27 protein-coding genes are annotated in these 22,872 nt (G+C 63.5%); 10 read left to right on the top strand and 17 right to left on the bottom strand.

The annotated features are described in order from the left end of the window. The first annotated feature begins 150 nt into the window (after positions 1-150). A complete protein-coding gene (locus KBX07_RS10435; RefSeq protein ID WP_256024062.1) occupies positions 151-1,170 on the top strand; it encodes a hypothetical protein in 1,020 nt (339 codons plus the stop codon). A gap of 255 nt (positions 1,171-1,425) precedes the next feature. Here the strand turns inward: KBX07_RS10435 and manA are convergent, their stop codons facing one another. From manA to KBX07_RS10405, 6 genes are all read right to left on the bottom strand, one after another. Next, the gene (gene manA / locus KBX07_RS10430; RefSeq protein WP_005286111.1) at positions 1,426-2,685 is read right to left on the bottom strand and encodes a mannose-6-phosphate isomerase, class I; all 1,260 of its coding nucleotides are present in this window, start codon (positions 2,683-2,685) and stop codon (positions 1,426-1,428) included. 67 nt (positions 2,686-2,752) lie between these two features. Next, positions 2,753-3,754 (bottom strand): hypothetical protein, encoded by a 1,002-nt coding sequence (locus tag KBX07_RS10425; RefSeq protein ID WP_256024060.1) that lies wholly within the window; start codon positions 3,752-3,754, stop codon positions 2,753-2,755. Continuing rightward, positions 3,751-5,139 (bottom strand): phosphomannomutase/phosphoglucomutase, encoded by a 1,389-nt coding sequence (locus KBX07_RS10420; RefSeq protein ID WP_255994552.1) that lies wholly within the window; start codon positions 5,137-5,139, stop codon positions 3,751-3,753. The genes KBX07_RS10425 and KBX07_RS10420 overlap by 4 nt, the downstream gene beginning before the upstream one ends. A gap of 22 nt (positions 5,140-5,161) precedes the next feature. Further along, positions 5,162-5,500, bottom strand: a complete 339-nt coding sequence (locus tag KBX07_RS10415; RefSeq protein ID WP_256024059.1) for a type II toxin-antitoxin system VapC family toxin — start codon at positions 5,498-5,500, stop codon at positions 5,162-5,164. Positions 5,501-5,579: 79 nt separating this feature from the next. Beyond that, entirely contained in the window at positions 5,580-5,819 is a 240-nt protein-coding gene (locus KBX07_RS10410) for a type II toxin-antitoxin system Phd/YefM family antitoxin (protein WP_005286123.1), read from the bottom strand. Positions 5,820-5,885: 66 nt separating this feature from the next. Then, entirely contained in the window at positions 5,886-6,350 is a 465-nt protein-coding gene (locus KBX07_RS10405) for a DUF3499 domain-containing protein (RefSeq protein ID WP_083770202.1), read from the bottom strand. A gap of 233 nt (positions 6,351-6,583) precedes the next feature. Here KBX07_RS10405 and KBX07_RS10400 point away from each other — a divergent pair, with 233 nt between their 5' ends. After that, the gene (locus tag KBX07_RS10400; protein ID WP_256024070.1) at positions 6,584-7,006 is read left to right on the top strand and encodes a metallopeptidase family protein; all 423 of its coding nucleotides are present in this window, start codon (positions 6,584-6,586) and stop codon (positions 7,004-7,006) included. Here the strand turns inward: KBX07_RS10400 and KBX07_RS10395 are convergent, their stop codons facing one another. From KBX07_RS10395 to KBX07_RS10385, 3 genes are all read right to left on the bottom strand, one after another. After that, entirely contained in the window at positions 7,007-7,297 is a 291-nt protein-coding gene (locus tag KBX07_RS10395) for a WhiB family transcriptional regulator (protein ID WP_370687010.1), read from the bottom strand. 334 nt (positions 7,298-7,631) lie between these two features. Further along, on the bottom strand, positions 7,632-8,720 hold the full coding sequence (locus tag KBX07_RS10390) for a sugar phosphate nucleotidyltransferase (protein ID WP_005286134.1): 1,089 nt from the start codon (positions 8,718-8,720) through the stop codon (positions 7,632-7,634). Between the two features lie 85 nt (positions 8,721-8,805). Then, positions 8,806-9,684, bottom strand: coding sequence for a glycosyltransferase family 2 protein (locus KBX07_RS10385; protein ID WP_256024057.1), 879 nt, complete (start codon positions 9,682-9,684; stop codon positions 8,806-8,808). A gap of 90 nt (positions 9,685-9,774) precedes the next feature. Here KBX07_RS10385 and KBX07_RS10380 point away from each other — a divergent pair, with 90 nt between their 5' ends. Both KBX07_RS10380 and KBX07_RS10375 read left to right on the top strand, forming a co-directional pair. Then, positions 9,775-11,397, top strand: a complete 1,623-nt coding sequence (locus tag KBX07_RS10380; protein WP_256024056.1) for an LCP family protein — start codon at positions 9,775-9,777, stop codon at positions 11,395-11,397. Positions 11,398-11,576: 179 nt separating this feature from the next. Continuing rightward, entirely contained in the window at positions 11,577-12,269 is a 693-nt protein-coding gene (locus tag KBX07_RS10375) for a TIGR03089 family protein (protein ID WP_040423846.1), read from the top strand. Positions 12,270-12,279: 10 nt separating this feature from the next. On the opposite strand, the gene KBX07_RS10370 is transcribed toward KBX07_RS10375, so the two are convergent. Genes KBX07_RS10370 through KBX07_RS10360 form a run of 3 tightly spaced genes read right to left on the bottom strand, consistent with a single transcriptional unit; the run spans position 12,280 to position 14,443 of the window. Beyond that, entirely contained in the window at positions 12,280-12,765 is a 486-nt protein-coding gene (locus KBX07_RS10370; RefSeq protein ID WP_005286144.1) for a YdcF family protein, read from the bottom strand. Then, complete coding sequence (purE, locus tag KBX07_RS10365; protein WP_255994546.1) at positions 12,758-13,261, bottom strand: 5-(carboxyamino)imidazole ribonucleotide mutase; 504 nt, start codon at positions 13,259-13,261, stop codon at positions 12,758-12,760. Before purE ends, KBX07_RS10370 begins: the two co-directional genes overlap by 8 nt. Further along, positions 13,262-14,443, bottom strand: a complete 1,182-nt coding sequence (locus KBX07_RS10360; RefSeq protein ID WP_256024054.1) for a 5-(carboxyamino)imidazole ribonucleotide synthase — start codon at positions 14,441-14,443, stop codon at positions 13,262-13,264. It lies immediately after the preceding gene. 247 nt (positions 14,444-14,690) lie between these two features. On the opposite strand from KBX07_RS10360, the gene budA reads away from it, so the two are divergent. Then, a complete protein-coding gene (gene budA, locus KBX07_RS10355; RefSeq protein ID WP_156774768.1) occupies positions 14,691-15,416 on the top strand; it encodes an acetolactate decarboxylase in 726 nt (241 codons plus the stop codon). A gap of 197 nt (positions 15,417-15,613) precedes the next feature. Beyond that, positions 15,614-16,420 (top strand): hypothetical protein, encoded by an 807-nt coding sequence (locus KBX07_RS10350; protein WP_005286156.1) that lies wholly within the window; start codon positions 15,614-15,616, stop codon positions 16,418-16,420. On the opposite strand, the gene KBX07_RS10345 is transcribed toward KBX07_RS10350, so the two are convergent. Continuing rightward, complete coding sequence (locus KBX07_RS10345; RefSeq protein ID WP_256024053.1) at positions 16,417-16,854, bottom strand: hypothetical protein; 438 nt, start codon at positions 16,852-16,854, stop codon at positions 16,417-16,419. The genes KBX07_RS10350 and KBX07_RS10345 overlap by 4 nt on opposite strands. A 10-nt stretch (positions 16,855-16,864) precedes the next feature. Beyond that, positions 16,865-17,596, bottom strand: a complete 732-nt coding sequence (locus tag KBX07_RS10340) for a biotin--[acetyl-CoA-carboxylase] ligase (protein ID WP_256024052.1) — start codon at positions 17,594-17,596, stop codon at positions 16,865-16,867. A gap of 158 nt (positions 17,597-17,754) precedes the next feature. Here KBX07_RS10340 and KBX07_RS10335 point away from each other — a divergent pair, with 158 nt between their 5' ends. Next, positions 17,755-18,189, top strand: coding sequence for a DUF488 family protein (locus KBX07_RS10335; RefSeq protein ID WP_256024050.1), 435 nt, complete (start codon positions 17,755-17,757; stop codon positions 18,187-18,189). Between the two features lie 23 nt (positions 18,190-18,212). Here KBX07_RS10335 and KBX07_RS10330 read toward each other — a convergent pair whose 3' ends face one another. Then, complete coding sequence (locus KBX07_RS10330; protein ID WP_040423403.1) at positions 18,213-18,632, bottom strand: low molecular weight phosphatase family protein; 420 nt, start codon at positions 18,630-18,632, stop codon at positions 18,213-18,215. 12 nt (positions 18,633-18,644) lie between these two features. Next, entirely contained in the window at positions 18,645-19,766 is a 1,122-nt protein-coding gene (gene arsB / locus KBX07_RS10325; RefSeq protein ID WP_256024048.1) for an ACR3 family arsenite efflux transporter, read from the bottom strand. Between the two features lie 81 nt (positions 19,767-19,847). On the opposite strand from arsB, the gene KBX07_RS10320 reads away from it, so the two are divergent. Together KBX07_RS10320 and KBX07_RS10315 are read left to right on the top strand one after the other, a co-directional pair. Then, positions 19,848-20,198 carry a helix-turn-helix transcriptional regulator gene (locus KBX07_RS10320; protein ID WP_256024046.1) on the top strand — a complete coding sequence of 117 codons (351 nt, stop codon included), beginning with the start codon at positions 19,848-19,850 and terminating at the stop codon, positions 20,196-20,198. 241 nt (positions 20,199-20,439) lie between these two features. Beyond that, entirely contained in the window at positions 20,440-21,729 is a 1,290-nt protein-coding gene (locus KBX07_RS10315) for a hypothetical protein (protein ID WP_256024069.1), read from the top strand. Here KBX07_RS10315 and KBX07_RS10310 read toward each other — a convergent pair. Further along, complete coding sequence (locus KBX07_RS10310) at positions 21,674-22,555, bottom strand: hypothetical protein (protein WP_256024045.1); 882 nt, start codon at positions 22,553-22,555, stop codon at positions 21,674-21,676. The two genes, KBX07_RS10315 and KBX07_RS10310, sit on opposite strands and share 56 nt — an antisense overlap. Here KBX07_RS10310 and KBX07_RS11475 point away from each other — a divergent pair. Continuing rightward, positions 22,519-22,872 carry a DUF4357 domain-containing protein gene (locus KBX07_RS11475; RefSeq protein ID WP_370687288.1) on the top strand — a complete coding sequence of 118 codons (354 nt, stop codon included), beginning with the start codon at positions 22,519-22,521 and terminating at the stop codon, positions 22,870-22,872. The two genes, KBX07_RS10310 and KBX07_RS11475, sit on opposite strands and share 37 nt — an antisense overlap.

Genomic DNA, 22,872 nt, shown 5'->3' with positions numbered 1-22,872 from the left:
TTGGCAGGCTGCCTGTCTACAAGAACCAGGCAACGCGCGGGAAATTGGGTCTAGCCTAGCCTACATTTCCATGGTAACTTGTTACCGAGTTGTTATTGATCAGCAACAACGCGGGGACATTGCGCGACACAATGAGCGAAGGAGGATGTCATGGAGCTGACCAAACGCCGTTTCGCCGTCTACATGGCATCCGGTCTTGCCTTGGCGCTGCTCCTCGGGCTCGCAGTGTGGAAGATCCCCAGCCCCAGCATGAACATGCGTTCCGACGACACTGAGATCGCCGGCCAACCCGTCGCCAAAACTGGCGATGAAGAAGCCGCAGCAAGCACCGACCCCATATCCATGACCGAGGACCTCCAAGCCTCCGAGAGTGGTTCACGTGCAGCCACGGAAGATCGCGCAGATTCTAACTACGCAGCCGACCCGCTCGCCCCGCCCAACGCTCGGCTCGACGGCGCGCGCGAGGACGGTAGTGAAACCAGCTACTACCGCCCCACCAACGCCGCCCCGAGCCCGCGAAACAACGGCAACGCCGATGAGAGCACGAACGGAAAGAACGGTTCCCGCACCCCGAGCCAGACCCCGCGATCCGGCCAGGCCAACCAGTCCCGTTCTAACTCTGATTCCCAGCCCGAGTCACGCCCAACCACCCGCGGCAACGGCGAGACCACCCGTCCGGAGCGCCCGCAGGGCCCCGGCACCGCACCGGCGACTGTTCCGAACGAGAACAACGAACCCGAACCTCGTCCGGAGCCCGCCAACGACCAAACTTCGCAGCCTGCGGACCAGCCCGCTTCGCCTGCCGACGACAACGCCACACCGCAAGGTGGCAACGCAACACCGCAAGGCGACAACCCTGCGCCTCAGGGTGGCAACGCCACACCCCAGGGCGGTAATGCTGCACCCCAGGGCGGTAATGCTGCACCTCAGGGTGGCAACGCCACACCCCAGGGCGGTAATGCTGCACCCCAGGGCGGTAATGCTGCACCTCAGGGCGGTAACTCTACGGCCCAGGGCGGAAACGCTTCTCCGCAGGGCGATAACTCCACGGTCCAGAGTGGTAACGCTGCACCGCAGAGCGGCCAGGTCAGCGAGCAGCGCTCCGAAGACCCCTTCTCCGCTGCAACTCGCGAAGAGCGCGCAGGCAGCGAGAGCCAAGTACAGGAGTAGTTCGGGGCCTAGCGCTCGGATCAGCCTGGCCTTAAAGCGCGATCCCTCGCGGCTGCCACCCCTCTAACCCGCTTCCAGCGGCGTTGCGCGCAAAGGCGTGCGCAAAACTTTACATGCGTGATTCTTTATGGTTTCAAACACGCAGGTAGTGAATTTCTATCGCTCTACCAGTATCTGGCGGATGTCAACTTTTGCGCAGATGCTCACCCCTTCCAGCCCGGCGCCCCCGTCGGGTGGCGTCTCACAGTCGGTATCTCACAGAGCCACTCGCGCGTAGAAGACCTCAGCCACCTCGTGGCCGGCAGCGCGAACAGAGAAAGGCCCGTCATCGGCCGGGATCCATGCGGCTGAGCCAGCTTTGAGGTCAATGGCCTCGCCAGAACCGCACGTGACAGCACCCTTTGTGCACAGAAGAATGCCGGGACCCGCACCAGAACCTGCACCCGGACCCGCACCGGCATCAGAGCCGGCACCGCCGTCGCCCACCTGCAACGCTCCTGCGCTGGGGTAGAGCCGGTGCCGGGTGAGCACGAAATCCTCAATCGGGACGGGATACTCGGTGGCCTCACCGTAGGGGGCGGTCGAGGTGGTAGTGGCGATGCGCGGGTCGGCTTGGGTGGTGAAGTCGCAGATCCGCACGAGCTCAGGGACGTCGACATGCTTGGAGGTCAACCCGCCGCGCAGGACGTTGTCGGAGCTGGCCATGATCTCGACGGCCATGCCGCTGATGTAGGCGTGGAGCCGCCCAGCGCCGAGAAAGAGGGCCTCACCGGGGGCGAGCTCAATGTAGTTGAGCAGCAGGGAGGCCAGCACGCCGACGTCACCGGGATAGCGGTCGTTGAGCTCGATGAAGCAGGCCATCGCCTCAACCATCCACGCTTCCGCTTCAGGTGAGGGGGATTGGGCGGAGGCGTATATAGCGTCGATAAGCTCGAGGCGTTTTGCGCGCGGCAGCGAAATCCACGTGGTGAACAGGGCGCGCAGCCCCTCTTCCTCGTTGTCCGAGTGGAGGAAGGGCGCGTAGCGGTTCAGCGGGGCGCAGTCGAGGTGCTCGATCAACGCGAGGGTGTCAGCGACGGGGCGCAGACCAGCCAACGCGCGGAACGGGGTCAGCGCGACAAGGAGCTCAGGCTTGTGGTTGGGATCCTTGTAATTCCGCTTGGCGCTGCTCAGCGGGATACCGGCGGCGTTCTCCGCGTCGAAACCAGCCTGCGCCTGCGCGCTGTCCGGGTGCGCTTGGACGGACAGGGGCGCTTCTGCCGCGAGGATCTTCAGAAGGAATGGCAGCTGGGCGCCGAAGCGGGACTCCACCGCAGCCCCCAGGGCGGATGTCGGATCGGTGGAGATGAGGGAGTCAAGACCGGTGCCGTCAACGAGCGACGGCGCTGTGCGGTGGGCACCGAACCACAGTTCTGCTTCGGGTTGCGCCGTTGGCGCCGGCTCGCCGCGCAGCTGGGCCAGCATTGTTTTGGAGCCCCAGGGGTAAGTCTGCAGGGCTGGAGTGATCAGTTTCACGGTCGCTCCCCTACTATCTTGTCAGCTCAATGATAGAGCGCGCACGGCCCGTTCACGGGCGGTCCAGCTAGGAATCGTCTGAGAGCGCCGCAGCGGCGTGGGCGCGCACAATCAAGCACAGTGCCTGCGCAAACGAGCCAGCAGCAGCCGACCTCTCTGCTCGCCCACAGGCCAGCCGCGCATCGTCCTCGCCCCACACGATCGTGCCCACGGACACCACCGGGCCGTCTAGGTAGGGGTCGTGGAAGATGTCGTCCGCAGGGCTCGAGGTCTCCTCCAGCGCGCCAGCAAGCTCATGCTTATCGACGAATCCTCCCGCCAACCCCTTCACCGACCACAACACCGCAGCCACCTCGGCCACCACTGCCCCGGTACGCGTGTAGCCGGTGTGCATGATCCGCTTGCCCGCCACGAACTCGCGCAGCTGGCGGGCCAGGTTGGTCGTCGCGTCGCGTTCGGGTGAGAGCTGGCGCAGTTCCTCATCGACGTCGTCGGTTGCTGCGGCGAGTTCAGCTACCTCATGTGGCAATGCCCCCTCCAGCGTCTGCAGCACAGCTGTTACAGCCGCGATGGTGCGCAGCGGCGACGCCCCGAGCGTGGTCGGCGGGGCGGGGAGGACCACGGTGGAATCAGGCGCGTCCTCGACAACGGGCCCCGTCTGCGGCCCGGCCATAACGGTCTCAGCACCACGGCCTGCCGCGGTGGCCATGGCGCGGGTCACGGCCTGTGCATCGGGCGCGTCGCCGACGACCACGACGACATCGAGCGGGCCAACATAGCCCGGCAACTCGTCAGCCACCACAACAGGCCAGCGCAGGCCAGCACCGGCCCCAGCCTCACTATCCTGCCCCGCCAGAGCGAGAGCACACCGCGCCGCTACAGCCGCGATCTGGTCGGTGGCCAGCACCACCACACTGCGCGGGTTCACCCCGGCAAGGTGCTCCAACCGCCCCGCAGCCTCGGCCACGGCGCGCAGCTGCGCACCTTCATGGGCGACGTCGAAGAACCGCACGGTTTCCCGGTCGTAGTGCGCTGCGCCCTCGAAGTAGCGGTTGGAGGGGTCGGTCATGACCGGATGATTCCCAGCACTTCGTCGACCACAGCGTCGACCTCAGCCTGCGTTTCGGCTTCGACGTTCAACCGCAGCAGCGGTTCGGTGTTGGACGCGCGGACGTTGAACCACGTCTTCGACCCCGCCAAAGAGACGGTCACACCGTCGAGGGTGTCCACCGATTCCGTCCGGTCGGCGAACGCGTCGACGACGGCGTCCATTTTGGCCTGCTGGTCGGCGACCTCGGAGTTGATCTCGCCGGAAGCGGCGTAGCGGTTGTACTGCGCCATCAGCTCGCTCAACGGCTTGTCGTGCTCCGCCAGGGCCGCCAGCACGTGCAGGGCGGCCACCATGCCCGAGTCCGCGTTGAAGAAGTCGGCGAAGTAGTAGTGCGCGGAGTGCTCGCCGCCGAACAGCGCGCCCTTCTCCGCCATCTGCGCCTTGATGTAGGAGTGGCCCACACGCGTGCGCACACCCTGGCCGCCCTTCGCCTCAATCAGCTCGGGCACGGCCTGCGAGGTGATCGCGTTGTAGATGATCGTCGCGCCGGGATTGTCCTCCAGCGTGCGCTCTGCCACCAGTGCGGTGATCGCAGACGGGCTCACCGGGTCGCCCTTTTCATCGACGACAAAGCAGCGGTCAGCGTCACCATCAAAGGCAAGGCCGATATCTGCGCCCTGCTTGACGACGAACCCCTGCAGATCCCGCAAATTCTCCGGCTCCAAGGGGTTGGCCTCATGGTTGGGGAAGGTGCCGTCCAGTTCGAAGTAGAGGGGGCGAACATCTTGGTCCCCAAGCACCGCGGGCACGGTGTGTCCGGCCATGCCGTTGGCGGCGTCGACCGCGATGACGAGCTTCCGATCTTCCGGAAGCGGCACCAGTTCGCGCAGGAAGGAGGCGTAGTCGTCGAGGATGTCGTCTTCCTTGACGGTGCCGGTGGGCCCGTCGAAGGCGGGAGCGCCGTTTATAAGCATCTGAGTGATCTCCGCCAAACCGCTCTCCTGGCTGACCGGTGTCGCGCCCGCGCGGCAGAGTTTGATGCCGTTGTACTGGGCGGGGTTGTGCGAGGCAGTGAACATTGCGCCTGCGCAGCCGAGCGTGCCGGCTGCGAAGTAGAGCTGGTCTGTGGAGGTCAGTCCGAGCGCGACGACGTCGAGGCCCTGGCTGGTCACGCCGTCAGCGAACGCGGCGGCGAGCTCCGGAGAGGACGGGCGCATGTCGTGGCCGACGGCGACGGTCTTCTCCCCTTCTTCGCGCAGGATGGACGCGAAGGCGGCGCCGGCATCGAAGACGAAGTCGCGGTCAACAGTGGCCTTATCGGCGGGCTCGACCAGACCGCGGATGTCGTAGGCCTTCACTGCTTGCGTGACAGCCTCGCGGCTGCGCTTAAGTGGTTCGCTCATGCCTTACGATCCTAGACCGGTGTCAGCGCTCGGGTGCGCGCCAGGGATTGAATACAGGCACACCGAGCTCTGCAAAGTCCTTGACATTGCGCGTCACCACCGTGAGCCCGTGCACTGAGGCGGTGGCACCCAGCAAGGCATCTATCGCTGGCTTTGGATTAGGCACGTGTGTTTGCGCTGCTCGACGGGAGATCTCCAGCGTAATCGGTAGTGTACGGCCCTCGAATCCATCCAACACGGCTTCATCCAGCCAGTTACGCAGTCGCATGGCCTGGACCTCATCTCGACGCGATAGCCGCAAGATACCCACTTCGATCTCGAGCACGGTGAGAACAGAAATGTTGAGTTTGAAAGGGTCCACAGACTCGACCCAACTCAGCACCCCTTCATGGGGCGGGACCGTTGAAACTCGCTGAGAACGTTTGTGTCGAGGAGATACATCAGAATTCCGGAACCCTGAACTCTAGATCTACCCTTTCAAATTCAGCGTCGACTGGATCGCTCATGCGTAGCTTTCTTACAAAGCTCGATCCATCCCCCTGCAGTTTCCGGTATGCCTCTATCGAGAGCAGGACATGCGAAGGTTTTCCCCGCTCGGTGATGACAACAGGACCGTCGAGAGCGGCGCGCTTAGCGGCGCCAACATCATGGTTGAAATCGCGCGAAGAAATCGTCGTCACCGCACCCTCCTTGTAGTTACGTAGTTACATAGTCCACCGCGTCGGGGCTGCGGTCAACGCCTGCCGCTAATTCCCCTCTTCGGCGGCAGCCTCCGCCTCCGGATCCGGCACAATGCTCAAGTGCGCACGGCGGGCAGCCCTGTGTTCCTCGAGGTGCTCCCCGATGCGCTTGGTGCGGTAGACGGGGTGGTTGGAGGTCTGCGGGTTGGTGAAGTCGCGGCCGTCGAACTCGATCGGGTCACGGGTAGTATCCACCAGGCCAGTGGTCACACGCCCTGCCTCAGACACAGCTTGGGCCAGCGCGGTGAGCTCTTCTTCATCAGACAGCTCAATGTTGTCGATGCGCACCATGTCCCACCCCACCGGCGCTGTGATGTGCTCCGAGTGTCGCTGGCATAAATCCCACGCGTGCGGGTCCGGGCTGGGTGACAACGGACTGACAATGGCCGTCTTCTCGGAGTACGCGTACACCAGCGTGGCGATGGCAGGCCGGCCGCACCCCGGGCGGCAGCAACGACGAAAGGTACTCACGGCTCACTAGTGTAAGCGCGCCTGACAGATTTTTGCCCCTCGCCACGCGGCGTGCCCCCATCCTCCCCCGTGACCGGCTGGCTTAGATTGAAGGCATGTCCTCCACCGTGACAGGCCCTGACCGCGAGCGCGATCCGCGCGGCGAGCGCAACGACGCACAAGCCGGCCCGCCGCCTGACCCGTCGTGGCTGCCACCGCGCCGGGACCGGCATGGCCGCGGCGTTCGCGGGCCTATGCTGCCGGTGGCGGTGCCCCGGTACCGGACCCGTTCAATGGCGTTCGACCAGCTCGTCTTAGAGGCCTACGCGCCGTTGCAGAACGCGTACTCTACGCAGCTGTCCGGCGTGGACCTGGCTGTAGACACAATCCCGCGCATGCGGATGCGCCGGGATGCTGCGCACGCGAGCGCTTCGGCAGTTCTGCCGGATGAGATCTTCGCGGACGGCCCGGTCCCCCTCGGCCGCGTCCTGCAAGCTGGCGTGGACCGCTACGGCAATCCGACCCGCGCGCGTTTCGTGGTGTTCCGCGCACCCATTGAGCGCAGAGCAAAAACAGCCCGGGAACGTGCCGAGCTGTTGACTATTGTTTTGACCGCCTTAGTGGCCAACTACCTCAACCTGGATCCGCGGGATATTGACCCGGACTTCCAGTGGTAGCTAGCCGATCTGGCGGCGGAGGCGGCGACGCTCACGGTCGGAGAGGCCGCCCCAGATACCGAAGCGCTCATCGTGCTCGAGCGCGTACTCGAGACACTCATCGCGCACCGCGCAGGCCTGGCAGATGCGCTTAGCCTCGCGGGTGGAGCCGCCCTTCTCGGGGAAGAACGCTTCCGGGTCTGTCTGGGCGCACAGCGCCTGGTCTTGCCATTCCTGCTCGACGGTGCCGAACAGTTCGTCGAGGGTCATTCCGCCCGCGGCCGCACCGCGAAGAATGGCGTTGTCAACCATGTCTTCCACGCCATCCCCTTTCTGAGTAGTTTCGATCGCACCGTTGGAGACACCGTCTGGAGTCGCCGACTGGAAGTTCGTGGGTTCCGTGCTTTCCGTGTGGAATTACACTAATGCGATTAAAACGGCGGGTGCCAAATAGCGTCAACTGAGATTGACTCTTCTCAGCCGAATAAGAGGGTTTCCTCAGAGAAAGCGGTTCATTTTCCGCGTAAGGCACCACACCAGTCACACCAGTAACACGGGGCTTTTTCCGGGGGTAAACTCCGGGGGTACTACATGTAGTAGGTGAAATCGGGGTTAGCAACTATTCCGCTACTAATTTGGGGTGCCGCTACGCGTCCGGGGAGAAGCGCACACCCAAGTCCGGGATGTTCACTCCCGGCCAGATGCGCATGCCGCCCTGCAGTTCACACCGTGCGCCGATCTGCACGCCGTCGCCGATCACGCAGTCCTGGATGCGCGCGTTCGCACCGATGCGCGCACCGGAGGCGATGATGGAATCGCGAATCATGGCGCCTGGCTCGACGGTCACTCCGTCGAAAATCACGCAGTCGTCTAGACGGCAGCCCGCGCCGATGGTAGAGCCGCGGCCGACGAAGGTTCCGCCGACGAGGATGGCGCCACCGGCGACGCCGGCGGAATCGTCGACAAGCGATTCGCCCGTGCGCCCCTCAAGCAGCGGCGAGGGAGCAATGCCGCGCACAAGGTCGGACGAGCCCTGGACAAAGTCGGACGGGCGACCCATGTCGCGCCAGTACGTTGTGTCCACGTGGCCGTAGACGCGGGCACCGGACTTCAGCAGGCCGGGGAAGGTCTCGCGCTCGACGGACACTGCGCGGCCCTGCGGGATGGACTGGATCACGTCGCGCTGGAAGACGTAGCAGCCGGCGTTGATCTGGTCGGTCGGCGGCGCCTCAGTCTTCTCCAGGAAGGCCTGGACGCGGCCGTCGGCATCAGTGGGCACGGAACCGAACTGGCTCGGGTCCGGCACGCGCACGAGGTGAAGGGTGACATCCGCCTCCCGCTCGGCGTGGGTGGTCAGGATCTGGCCCAAGTCAGCACCGGAGAGGACATCGCCGTTGAAGATCATCGCGGTGTCATACCGCAGCCGGGACTCGACGTTGCGGATCGCGCCGCCGGTGCCCAAGGCTTCCTCCTCCACAACGTATTCGATCTCTAGGCCGAGGTCGGAGCCGTCACCGAAGTGCTTCTCAAACACCTCCGCCTTATATGAGGTACCCATGACCACGTGCTTGATGCCAGCGGCCTGGATCCGCGCAAGAAGGTGCGCCAGGAACGGGTAGCCAGCAGTAGGAAGCATCGGCTTCGGCGTGGAGACTGTGAGCGGGCGAAGGCGCGTGCCTTGGCCGCCGACAAGAACAACGGCGTCCGTCTGCGCAGGATCAATCGTAGAAACCATGCGTTCAACCTAACCCGATCGATCAAGAAAACCGCGCATTAACCTGTCACGGATCGGTTGCAACTTCATAGGAGCAAGCTCCCAGCTACCCCACAGCACGGGCGAGCAGGGCGCGCGCCTTCAGCCCTGACCACAGCACCAGCCGGAGCGGAGCCTCCCACCAGTGCGGATGGCGGTCAGCCTGGAACCGGTAGGCGGAGTCGTGGTGCGCCGGCGTGGTCACCGCGGAGTACTTCTTCGCGGCGTGGCCCTGGTCGTGAGTGATGAGGGCATCGGGGCAGAACAGGTTCGTCCACCCGGCGCGGGTCAAACGCTCGCCAAAGTCAATGTCTTCGAAGTACATGAAGTAGCGCTCGTCGAAGCCACCGAGCGCCTCAAACGCATCCCAGCGGACCAGCAGGCATGACCCGGACAGCCATCCAGCGCGGCGCAGCGTGTCCATACCTTCCCCAGCCTTGTAGGCGCGGCTGAACGGATTGCCCGGCCAGAACGGGTACAGCACAGCATGGCCAATCCCGGTGACCAGCGTGGGCACTTCGCGTGCCGACGGATACGCCGACCCGTCCGCCTCTAGAATCCTCGGTCCTACTGCCCCGGCTTCCGGGTGCGTCCGTGCGCACTCGATAAGCGCATCAATGGAACCGGGCAGGAACTCCACGTCGGGGTTGACGATGAGGAAGTAGGTGGGGTTGATGTGGCCGGCGGTTTTGACGTCGACAAGCGAGCGCGCTGCGAAATTGATCGCGGGGCCGTACCCGATGTTGCCGCCTGTGGGCAGGAAATCCACGCTGTCGTTGGCGCAGGCGACATCCTGCGGCACCCCGTCGGCGGAACCGTTGTCCGCGCAGATGAGGCGGGTGGGAAACACGGTTGCCTCGGCAAGCGATTCCACTAGCGCCGGCAAATGCCTGCCCGGCGAGTAGGTCACGGTGATCACTGCCAGCGGAGTTTCGGGGTTGGTCACAGTGGGGCAGCTTACCGCGCGCGGGAAGAGTTTTGGCGGGCCCGTACCGTATACTTCTGAGCTAATTCGAGACAAGGGGCGAGACGATTCGTGAGTGAGCACTTGAGGCCTGTGCGCGACATTCAGGCGGCTCCGTCGCGTGCACGGGACATCTCCCAAGCAGGGCACCCGGCCGTCAAGGGCCTGCTGGCCACGTTGTCTGTTGTGCTGCTCGTTATCGCCGGAATGGGCTACTACTCCATCGGCCGCCTGGGCAACAGCCTGTCCGCCTCCGAACTGGACCTGGGCAACAACGACCTCGACGGTGCCGACGGTGCCGTGGACATTCTCCTGGTCGGATCAGACTCGCGCACGGACGCTCAGGGCAACCCCCTCTCTGACGAGGAACTCGCCCGCCTCAACGCCGGTGAGGCCGAGGGCGAGCTCAACACCGACACCATCATGGTCGTGCGCGTGCCCAATGACGGCTCCCGCGCCACCGCCGTATCCATCCCCCGCGACACGTACGTCCACGACGACACCTTCGGCAACACGAAGATCAACGGTGTCTACGGCCTTCACGCGCTGGACAAGCGCGAGGAGCTCACCGCAGACGGCATGGACGAAGGCAAACCCATGGAGGAACAGGTCGCGCGCGCTGGCCAGCAGGGACTGATCAACGCTGTGGCGGACCTGACCGGTGTCGAAGTCGACCACTACGCCGAGGTGGGCCTGCTCGGTTTCGTGCTGCTCACGGACGCTGTCGGCGGTGTCGACGTCTGCCTGAACGCCGCCGTGGACGAGCCGCTATCCGGTGCGAGGTTCCCCGCTGGCCGCTCCACCCTCAACGGCACCCAGGCCCTGGCGTTCGTGCGCCAGCGCCACGACCTACCCCGCGGCGACTTGGACCGCATTGTGCGCCAGCAGGTGTTCATGGCCTCCCTGGTGAACAAGGCTATCTCCGCCGGCACGCTGTCGAACCCGGCGAAACTGCGCGAGCTGTCCACCGCCGTGGAACGCTCCGTGACGGTGGACACCGGCTGGAACATCATGTCCATGGCCACCCAGATGTCCGACCTGGCTGCCGGCAACGTGCATTTCGTGACCATCCCTGTCACCTCCGTCAACGGTGTAGGTGACTACGGCGAGTCCATCGTCACCGTCGATACCGGCCAGGTGCACAACTTCATGGATGAGCTGGCGCGCGAGGAGGGTGTCACGGAGCCAGGTGCAGACGATCCAGGTGCCGGTGCAGGTGCCGGTGCTGCAGAGTCAGATAAGGACGCTTCCGGAGGCGCCGCTGCTGCCCTGCCGGATACCGTGCAGAACTACACAGCGACGGTCCTCAACGCCGGGGAGATCACCGGCCAGGCCAGCGGCGTGGGTGCCTACCTGTCGGAACAGGGCATGACGGTCGAAAGCGTCAGCAACGCGAGCCCCGGCCTGTACTTCGAGTCCCAGATCCTCGCCGCTAACCCGAGTGATCCGGCAGCGGTCAAGCTGGCAGAAGCACTCGGTGGCCTGCCCATCGTGGCACATGAGACTGTGGAGGCAGGCTCTGTCGTCGTGGTCATCCACGACGATTACACCGGCCCGACCTCCGACTCTGCCGCCGCCGCTCCCACCGAGGTCTCCCAAGAAGAGACCGTGGGTACGCCCGGTGAGGACTTCGGAGCCGCCGAGGTCGCCCCAGAGTTCAACGCCGGCGGCACCGGCCCCCGCTGCGTGAACTAACCGTGTCTGCCGGCTGGAATACTGCTCGGCCTTATGCAATTTTTTGCAACCTTGTGACCAGCGAGTTCATCTGAGCAGTATTCCGGAAAACCCCGAGCAGTATTCCAGCTCCCCGGGGTTACGCGCCCCAACCGTGACCGCGGCCACTCCCCGCCGAGAAAATCCTTACTATGGGGCGCATGAGCTTGCTCACACCCCTCCTCTCCGCCGACCCCGCCAGCCCCAGGCTGACCGTCTACGACGAGGTCGCAGGCACCCGCATGGAGTTCTCGGCGATGACGTTGGACAACTGGGCCAACAAGATTGCCAACATGCTTATCGACGAATTCGACCTCGACCCCCACGATCCCTTCGGGGAATCCCCGACCATCATCGTGGACCTGCCAGTGTCGTGGCAGGCGGCAGTCATCCCGGTAGGCATATACAACGCGGGCTTGAGCCCGTATGTGGACGTCAACCGTGAAAAGCACCAGTCCTCTGCGGGTCCGAGACTCGTGTTCACCACCGTTGAGCGGGCGAAGGATTGGGACGGCGTACCGGATGTCGTCGTGGTCTCCAACGACCCATTCGGCCGGGGCGTGGTCGAATCCGGCGGCACTCTCCCACCGGGGCTGGTCGACTTCGGCCCGACGGTGCGGTTCTACGGCGACCAGTTCTATGACAACCCTTACGATCTGAACAGCTGGGTTCTCCCAGAGGACGGCCCCGAGCGCTACCTGGTCCCCGGCTGGACCACGGGCCCGGAATTCGAGCGCCGGATCATGTGCCCGCTGGCTGCCGGCGGGTCCGTCGTGGTCATTGCAGGCGTGGCGTCCGCCGAGCGCGTAGAGCAGATCATGGAGGCAGAGAAGGTCACGGAGACGCTCAGCTAACCGAAACCGGCTAGCGCCCGTAGCGGCGCCGCACGTACTTGCGCCACACCACCCGCGCCGCCGAGTGCGGCGTGGCCACAATCTCGCGGGCGTAGTTCTTCAACCGGGACTTTCCCGGCGTCGGCGCAGCCACCACTGTCACGGGCACCTCGAGGTGCGCCGCCCACACGCGTACCCGGGCGACGTGGAACCCGTTGGTGACCACGATCAGCCGCCGCGCGTCCGGGAACAGAGCCCACGACTGTTCCAGGTTCTCATTGGTGGAGGTGGCGAAAGGCTCTTCGATGATGTCGCGGGCATCGACACCGTTGTCGGCCAGCCACGCAGCCATGACGGCAGCTTCCCCATGACCGGATACGACGACGGGCCGCCGGCCGTGGGACGCGACGTACTCGGTAGCTGTGCGGAGGCGAGCTTCGAGCATGCGGGAGGGGCGGCCGTCGATAATGCGGGCGCCAAGTACGACTAACGGGTCGCGGCCCGAGGTGTTACTCACCGCCGAGGAGACGCTCGCGCAGGGCCTGGTCTTTGCGCTCGACGTCCTTGGCCATGTTCTCCTGGTAGTCGACCATTTTGCGCTGCACCGCCGGGTCGGTTGCACCAAGGATGCGCGCAGCGAGCAGGCCGGCGTTCTTCGCCCCACCGATGGAGACAGTCGCCACGGGCACACCACCGGGCATCTGCACGATAGACAGCAGCGAGTCGAGACCGTCCAGGTCCGCCAGAGCGCGCGGGATGCCGATGACCGGCAGCGGCGTCGCGGCCGCCACCATGCCCGGCAGGTGCGCTGCCCCGCCCGCGCAGGCAATGATGACCTGCAGGCCACGGGTGTGCGCATCCTTGGCGTAGGCGAGCATGCGCTCCGGGGTGCGGTGGGCGGAGACGACACCCACCTCGAACGGGATCTCAAACTCCGCGAGGACCTCCGCCGCCGGGGCGACAGTGTCCCAGTCAGAGTCGGACCCCATGATGATGCCTACCTGCGGTTCCATCTACGCTCCTGTTCCCTTCACGATGATCTCTGCGGCCGCCTTCGCCGTCTCCAACACTGTGGCTAATTCATGGCCCGAGACATTGACGTGGCCCATCTTGCGGCCCGGGCGGTAGCCCTTGCCGTAGAGGTGAACTTTGGCCTCCGGGTAGCGGCGCATGACTTCGGCGACGCGCTCCTCCATCGGCTCCGCGGGTTCGGTCTCTCCGCCGAGGGTGTTCACCATGACGGTGAACGGCGCGGTCATCTCCACCGAACCGAGTGGCCAATCGAGCACTGCGCGCACGTGCTGCTCGAACTGGCTAGTCACGCAGCCGTTCTGTGTCCAGTGGCCGGTGTTGTGCGGGCGCATAGCCAGCTCGTTGACAATCACACTGTCACCGTCCGCGAACAGCTCCACGGCGAGCACGCCGGTCACGCCCAGCTCTTCAGCCACGTTCATCGCCAGCTCTTGGCAGTAAGTGGCCATCTCCGGCGCCATGTTCGGCGCAGGCGCGATCGCTTCCACACAAATGCCGTCGCGTTGGCGGGATTCCACGACCGGCCACGCCCGGATCTCGCCGGACGGGGTGCGCGCGACCATCGCGGAGAGTTCGCGGTCAAAGTCGATCTTGCGCTCCGCGTACAGCGGGGTGCCGTCTGCCAAAAGCTTATCGACGAGCTCACCCGCCCCCTCCCGCGACTTCGGGAACCACACACCGTGGCCGTCGTACCCACCGCGGGTGGCCTTGAGGCACATCGCGCCTTCGACCGAGTCGAAGAAGGTCTCCGCATCCTCGACGCTCTCAATGGCCGCGAACTCCGGGACTGGCGCCCCGATCTCTGCCATCTTGCGGCGCTGTTCCAGCTTGTCTTGGGCGTAAATGAGTGCCTGGGGTTGCGGCTGCACGCTCACCCCGGAGGCAATGAGCTCATTCAAGAATTCATTAGGAACATGCTCGTGGTCAAAGGTAGCGGCGGCGGCGCCGGAGCAGACTCTTTTGACGTCGTCAAGCACTGTGTAATCGCCGATGACCACGTCGCCGAAAACCTGCGCGGCGGACGCGTCGGCGGAGCTGGCGAGCACCCGGGGTTTCAGGCCCAGCTCAATAGCTTCGGTGTGCATCATCCGGGCAAGCTGGCCATCGCCGATCACGGCGAGAATGGGCATTCCCTGGGGGTCTCTGTTCGCTGCGTCACTCACGCTTGTCCACTCTAGTGAGCCTGCCCGCCCGACGAGCGCTGGACCTGCTTTCGGTATGCCATCCAGGGCGGCGTAGGCCCCATCCCGAACTCAGTCCCATGCGCCACAGCAGCCACAACTAGGCGCGCGGGACACAATGCCATCTATGTGACAGGGGTGACTCAGTTCGGGATGGGTCCTACGCAGTTCCATGGCGCAGTCCGGCACCCCTCGTCCCCAACCGCCTCGCATGGCTACCATCGGGCCTATGACCACGATTGGCCGCCACACGATTTTCCAAAACTCCCTCATGTCCGCGCTTCTCGACGGCATCTATGACGGTGAACTCACCATCGGCGACATGCTGTCTCGCGGCAACTTCGGCCTGGGCACCTTCGACGCCCTCGACGGGGAGATGATCATCCTGGACGGCACGTGCTACCAGCTGCGCGGCGACGGCTCCGCCACCATCGCCGACCTGGATCAGAAGAGCCCGTTCGGGCAAGTGACCAACTTCGTGCCGAAGATCGTCGCCGACGCACCGAAGGGGATGCGCCGCAGCGAGCTATCCGCATTCATCGACGAGCTGCAGCCGTCCGGGAATTACCTGCACGCTGTGCGCATTACCGGCAGCTTCGACACCGTGACCACCCGCACGGTGACCAAGCAGGAGAAACCCTACCCGCCGATGCAGGACGCCGTTGCCGACGACAAAGAAATCAAGTTTGAAAACGTCTGCGGCATCATCGGCGGCTTCCGCACCCCCGGCTACGCGAAGGGCATTGGTGTGCCGGGCTGCCACGTGCACTTCATCGATGAGGACCGTACCACCGGCGGCCACGTGCTGGACTACACCGTTCATGAGGCCGTGATTGAGCTCTGCCCCGCCACGGACATCGAACTCCACCTGCCGCTGACGGCCGACTTCGCCGCGGGCAACCTCTCACCGGAGGATCTGGACCAGCAGATCCACGACACTGAGGTGAAAAGCTAAAGCAGCTGCCGGTGGGAGCGGAAATAAGTGAAGGGATCCCTTCCGATGCTTCGGTTCTAGGACCGGTATTCGGACGTGACCCCTTCGGCTGGAGCTATCCAAAGGGCCAATACGGCCCCTGTGCTCTCTCAACATAAGATAATAGATCGGTAGTCGAGGAAAATCAAGAGACGCATCGGTTCGAAGGGGGAAATCGGATGCACGGCAGTGAGCACGGCAAGCTAGTTCTGAGCGCGCTTAGTGAAGAGCGCACTGCGAAGTATTTGGCTCAGACGGGAAACAACGCTGATCGGGCTTTGAGTTTGTACAAGTGGGATTCGAGACTATCTGCCGCGATGTGGAGTTTGATTTCGCTTTTCGAGGTCGTTTTAAGGAACAAGCTTTGCGATGCAATTGATGCTTGGAGCGATTCAGTCACTCCCCCTAGCAATAAGCAGTGGATCAAGGAGCCGAAGGACAATGTTCGTGAGCCGCTTTCCAAAGTGAGCGCGTCCATTGCTAACTCAGCTAAAGGCAAGGCAGCGAAAGCCAAGGAGCTACGCGATAGTGGTGAAGGCCTAATTGGAGGGCAACATCCCCGCATGGGGGAGCCAATTACGCGGGATGACCTGATTGCTCAGGTGACCCTGACTCAGTGGAAGGAAAACTTCTTCTACCGCTCCCCCGAAACGCAGCCGGACGGGGAAGTCAAGTTCTTTCCGGATGAGACTCGATACAACGATCTCACAAGGGTCTACGAGGCCATTACTGAGCCGGCGCTTTCTGCGGGCCCCAGACCGATTGATCCCGATCGAGCAAGTTTCTTGATGCACCGGATCAACTTGCTTAGGAACCGGATCGGCCACCAAGAGTCCCTAATTGACATTGACTGCGGTAGATTGCGAAAGGAAATCTTTGAGCTTCTCAATTGTCTTGATCCGGCCGTGCTCGAGCACTACTCTTCCAACGACCCGATCCCCGGAATCTTGAGGGACGACCCAAGGAAAAGGAGAGCTTCCAGCTAAAGCAGCTGCCGGTGGATGAGCTCCTCCACCCGTTTAGAGCGCCCCACGTTGGGGAAGTAGACCGGCTGCCCGTAACCGAACACGGCGATGCTCATGCCTCCCCGGTAACGCCGGGCACCGCGGATCTGCGCCAACGGGATCGACTCGGTCCGGCCGCGGCCGATGTAGAGGACACGCTTGTTAGTCACCACGAAGCGTTGCCGGCGCGAGCGCACGAGCGGAAACACAAACCGCCACAGGGCGAGCACCGCCCACACCGCCACGGCACCGTTGCGGAAAGCTACATCCACCCTGTTGACGTCCATCCATCCGATTGCCATCCACGACAGGGCGGTGATGACGATCAGCTCGAGGAAGGGGAACACCAGCGTCGTCATCGGCGGCGCCATGTCCGCCAGGACGACTTCTCCCCTACCGAGCTTGATCTTGGACACGTCAGGGAGTTTAGTTGGCGGGTCGCAGGTGAGTCACGTCGCCAGTCGAGTAGCTCACCCCATCCACGACTACTTCGCCATGCTTATCGACGTCGTCGACGACCCCTTCCACGTCACCCTGCGCCGTCGACAAGCGAACGCGTTGGCCGATGGTGGCCGAGACTGCCCTGTAATCACCTAGAAGCACCGCGTCGCGATTCTGCCACTGGGTGAGCCGCTCGCCGAGCGCGCGCAGCAGGTCGATGACAAATGAGTCCCACTCAATAGTGATGCCTTCGAGGCTGAGCGCCGTGGACCAGTCCGTGGGCAGATCCTCCGCACGCCACGCGATGTTGAGGCCAAGGCCCATGACCAGCATGGTGTTGTCGCCGTTTACGTCGATCTCTCCGAGGATGCCGCAGAACTTCTTGCCGTTCAGTAGGACATCGTTGGGCCACTTGAGCTGGGCGTTCGGTATGATATCCGTCACGGCCAGGCCGGTAGCTAGGCTGGCGAGGCCGACATCCTCGACGTGCTTCAGTTCCACCGCGACCGACATGAGCAGGCTCGCTCCCGCCGGCGCCTCCCATACCCGGCCGAGCCGGCCCTTGCCACCCGTCTGCCGGTCCGCGATGAGCACGTGGCCCGGCTCCCCCGACGCCAGCAGCTCTGTATTCGTCGAGGATGCTGTCTCCACATGGCGCACGTCGCTCCAGTACTCGGCGACCTCGGATTCAATGCGGGCAATGTCCTGAACTGTCATGGGGTCCAGAGTATCGGGACATCGAGGTAACGCGCGCAGCATCACCACCGCACCCAGGAAGTTCAACAGCAATAGACGCTCCGCCGACTCCGCACTGCGGAGTTCCTGCGGTTTTGCACCCGCTCCGCAACCCCGCCGCTGGACTTACACTGGGCGCCATGTCGGACATGAAGCTGTTCACTGTCGGTTATTCGAAAAAGAGCGCCGAGGAGTTCTTCGACTTGTTGCGCGACAACGGCGTGAAGCGGGTGGTGGACATCCGCCGGCACAACACGAACCAGCTCGCCGGCTTCACCAAACAGGACGACCTCGCGTGGTTCCTCGATGTCATTGCGGGCATCGACTACGAGCACGTCTTGGAGCTCGCCCCGAGTGAGGAGCTCATGCACGCCTACCGCAAGGAGGGTCTGCCTTTCGACGAGTTCGCCGAGAAGCTCCGCAAGCAATTCGACGACCGCAAGATGCCCACCAAGGCGACGTTCGACCGTGCGGCGCTGCTGTGCTCGGAGGCGGACCCGTCCACATGCCACCGACTCGTTGCGGCGGAATACCTGGCGGAGAAATGGTCCGGGGTGGAAGTCATCCACCTATAGCGGACCGCTGACGGGCAGCTCCGTCACTCGCCGAGCACGTCAGCAATCAGCCCACGCACCTTCGCGTCGATGTCGTCGCGGACCAGCCGCATTCGCTCCATGCCCTCAATTCCGCGTGTCGACGGCTCATCCGTCACCCAACGCTCCATCGTCCCGCGGGCATCATCGGGCAGGTCCAGCTGCGCTTCCTCACCGATGACCACAACACGGTCTGCAGTGCGGAGGATCTCCGGGTCAACCGCCTTCGGGTGCCCGTCGGACATGTCCGCGCCGACCTCTTCCAGCGAGGCGGCAGATTCCGCGTTGATCGACGTTCCGGGTTCGGTGCCGGCCGAGTGGATTTCAAGCCGCTTCCCCGCGTGCTTTTCCGCGAGAGCAGCAGCCATTTGGGATTTCCCGCCGTTGCGGACACAGACGAACAGGATCTTGGGAGTAGGTGACATCATGCATCCTTTCTATACCGATGAACTCGCTGCCGATGCACGCGCGGGCGACTCTTGCCGCTCAGGCAGGGTCGGGTCACCGGGGAACAGCTTCGGGCCGATCCCCCGCATGACGTAAACGAGACCGACCAGAACCGGAATCTCGATGAGCGGGCCGATCGTTCCCGCAAGCGCCTGCGCGGACTCGGCACCAAAGGTACCGATAGCCACAGCGATGGCCAGCTCGAAGTTATTGCCCGCCGCGGTGAACGCCACCGACGCGGACTGCGCGTAGCCCATCCCAGATGCCTTGGACACGACAAGCCCGATGAAGAACATGCCGACGAAGTAGATCAGCAACGGCACGGCCACCCGTGCCACCGTCCACGGTCGGGACATGATTTGCTCCCCTTGGAGGGAAAACAACAGAACGATGGTGTAGAGCAAGCCGACCAACGCGAGCGGAGAAATCGCCGGGAGGAATTTTTCCCCATACCAGTCGCGCCCCTTCACCTTCTCCCCAATGATCCGCGACAGAACACCTGCGAGCAGCGGAATGCCTAAGAAAACCAAGACCGAGGACACAATGACCCAAAACGAAAAGCTCGCGGACGTGGTGGACAGCCCCAGCCACTCAGGCAGGATCTGCAGGTAGAACCACCCCAACACGCCGAACATCAGTACCTGGAAGACTGAGTTCATCGCTACCAGCACCGCAGTGGCTTCACGGTCAGCACACGAAAGATCCGACCATACAAGCACCATGGCAATGCATCGGGCGAGGCCCACGATGATCAAGCCGGTGCGAAGTGCAGGCTCATCGGGCAGGAAGATCCACGCGAGAGCGAACATGACCGCCGGGCCAACGATCCAGTTGAGGACGATAGAGACCGCCATGAGCCGCTTATCCGTGGCGATCTCCTTGGTCTTGTCATAACGCACCTTCGCCAGCGGCGGGTACATCATCACCAACAAGCCGAGCGCGATCGGCAGAGAAATCCCGCCGACCTCCATGCCCTGCAGCGCCCCGCTGAGCCCAGGGAACCAGTTCCCTAGCCCAAGCCCCAGCGCCATGGCCAGAATGATCCACACAGGCAGAAATCGGTCGAGAAATGACATGCGCGCAGGTTCCCGCGCCGCAACTGGGTCGGACATAGCCCACCTTTCGTATCGACGACTATCAATACGAAACGTAAGGCTATTATTGATCCCTGTCAATATGAAAGAGTGAGAATCATGGCCGCCCCGAACATCCCACCAGCAGCAGCAGACCCAACAGCCTGCTGCTCACTGGGCGCCGGTCCACTCACCGACGAGGAAGCCGACCGCTACGCCCAGCTTTTCAAAGTGCTCGCCGACCCAGCCCGCCTACGGCTCCTCTCCCAGCTCGCCGAAGACGGCTGCGGCCCGATCAGCGTCTCCGAACTCGCCGAGCAATCCGGCCTGAGCCAACCCACGGTCTCCCACCACCTGAAGAAGCTCACCGACGCCGGCCTACTCACCAAAACCCGCCGCGGAAAGACCGTCACCCACACCGTCTGCCCCGCACCATTCGCAGAGCTGCGCACGGTGCTGCAGATGGACTAGCCAGCCACCCGTCCGACCTCGTCCACGCCGGCGACCACGACCCCGGGGACTCCGCACTGCGGAGTTCCTGGGGTTTTTCGCGTGGGCGCCGCATTCCCTCCGATCACACAGCGGACCGATCGGTCCACATTTTAAGACCACGCATGAATTTAAACCCTAGCCATGAAAAACCAGCACACATAGCGTGGAATCCACTCAACCGAACCCGACACAGACTGAAAGGTCTACTTTCATGGCTGACATCCCCCTGATCACACTGACCGACAAAGACCGCGAAAACCTCGACCGCTTAGCCCAGTTCCCTCTTTTAGACGCCATCAACGGCCGTCGCTCCCGCCGCTTCCCTCTCGGCGGCCACGTGCCGGCCGGACCACTGGCATATCAAAGCAAGCACGACATCCAACCGCTCAGCGATCTCGAGCGAGCAATCGTTCTGGCGACCGTCGCTGGCGTGACGGGCTGGCACCACAGCATCACGCACCACCCGGGCTACGCGCCGAAACTGCCGGACTATTCGGGCAGTGCCGCCGGCCGCACATTCCCGTCAGCGGCTGGCTTCCACATCGCTGACTTCTTCTTCACCGACGAGTCCGGCACCTACGCACTGTCCACGCGCGACGCCACGCCGGAGGTACCTTTCAACGAGAACGAGGGCTTCACCGAAGCCCGTCTCAACTCCGTCCTACGTCGAGTGCGCAAGCTTAGCGACGACCGCCTCCACATCCCCCGCGAAGAGCCTTACCTAGAGGGACACAACACGTGGATCGCCAACCACCCCGGTTCATTGCTCATCGCGCCGGTCTCCGACTTGGCGCAGCACACCTTGGCCAACCTCGCCTTCTTCACCCGCAACAAATACGTCATTTACGACGACATCAACGGCCGCGAGATCCCCGGTATCAAGGAATTCGGCGACATCGCGCGTGTCGACGATCCCCTGCCTCTCACCTTCCTCGAGCAGTACTCCCAGACCGAGGCCACCGCCGAGCTCATGTCGTCTACCCTGCTCGGCCACCTCGTCCTCGGCGCGCTGGGGCTCGGCGGGTGGAGCTTCGACGGCATCGACCGCCTCACATTCCTCGGCGGCTCCGGGCGTGAGGATGTCCCCGGCCTCGGCTTCGACATCGAAGAAGATGAACGCTGGTCGCTGCCGAACGCCATCGGCAAGAAGGACGTCTTCGAGACCTACCGCCCGCCCTACTACGACACAATGGCCGACGCTGTCGATGCCTTCTTCGAGCGCAAATACGGTCCCGGCGGCCCCTTCCACCCAGACACTCCGGGCCCCTGGACCGAGAGTCGCGCCATCCGCTCCCAGGCCGCCAAACCCGACGAGCGCTTCACCGAACTGATGAAGCTCCAAGCCACCTACATCTGGGACACCTTCGGCAAATTCCCCGGCACCATCCCCACCGTCTGGATCATGAATTACCTCCAGGCCCAGCACCTCGACACCGACTACTACGACGAGATCTTCAACCCCGGCGCATACCTGTCCACCCACGCCGAGCATCAGCAGCGGTGGCACTAAACAACGAACAACCAGAACAGCAGGGACTCCCCATTGCGAAGTCCATGAGGTTTTGCAAAGTCGTCTGCTCGGCTACATCATCTGCGCCGCACAGTTCTGCGTCCAACCGGCTCGTACCGTCGGTGAAGAAGGTCGTGCCGGTCTCGTGGATGCTGGGGTCGCCGCAATAGGCGATCTGCTTGTCCATAACGTGCGGATCTTCCTGCCCCGGCGCTTCGGTGTAGCCGATGACCGGCTCTTCAACCGGCTGGGTCGGGGCCGTCGGATATTCATCTCGTGCCGAGCTCGGCGCCGGTTGAGCGCTCTCGGGCGCCTTTTCGCTTGTCGACGACTCCGGCGCCACGTCAATCTCCCCCAAATCGAACTTCCCGTTGCCGATCCCGAGCACCTTCGCGTCCTCGGTGATCAGGAACGCACCGTACATGCGGACTTTCTCACCCGTCATCGCCCGCACGGACGCCCACAGTTCGTAGTCTTGGGGCGCATCGCATCCGGCGGCAAATTCGCCGGTGGTCTTGAAGTTCTCCGCGTCCCATGCCTCAACAGGGTCGGGCGTGACACCGATCTCGCCGCCCTGGTCATCGGTGACTTTGTCCGTCGCGGTCAAGATGCCGCTGACCTGGACAAGCTGCATGTCTTTCGGAATCTCCTCGGCGACCAACGGGGCCTTGCACTCCTGGCCGAGGAGAATTTCCTCCACCTTGAACTCGCCGAAGCACTTGCTTCCCACGCAGTCCACCGGAACGGTGTCCCCCACCTTGGCGAATTCCGGTTGCTGGGATTCAGTCGATGTCTCCTGCGTCTCACTCGCGAAGTCGGCGGTCACGGCGCTATTGGAGCACTCCGCCAGCAACAGGGCGCCGACGGAGCCTGAGCCCCAGCGCCCCAACGGGTGTGGCCACTACGAGAGAGCGATACGCGGACAAGGTGGTAGAAAACAAGCTCATAGAAGACGTCGAGTTCACGAGCCCTTCAGCCGCAGCTGCCTTCTTATTTGGCGGTTCGGTTAACGGCCGCACAAGCTGGAATCTTCTAAGCAACCCGAGCATCACCCTCGCAGAATGGGAACGTCAACAGGAGTTGGCGGGGTTGCAGCTCCGACGCCCGCTGAGCCACCCAATTATTCCCGACTTACTTAACTAG

Origin of the sequence: Corynebacterium sp. CCUG 70398, assembly GCF_024454055.1 — a bacterium.
Classification (GTDB): domain Bacteria; phylum Actinomycetota; class Actinomycetes; order Mycobacteriales; family Mycobacteriaceae; genus Corynebacterium; species Corynebacterium genitalium.
Note: the sequence above shows the minus strand (reverse complement) of the source record. Positions and strands in the feature narration are given on the sequence as shown.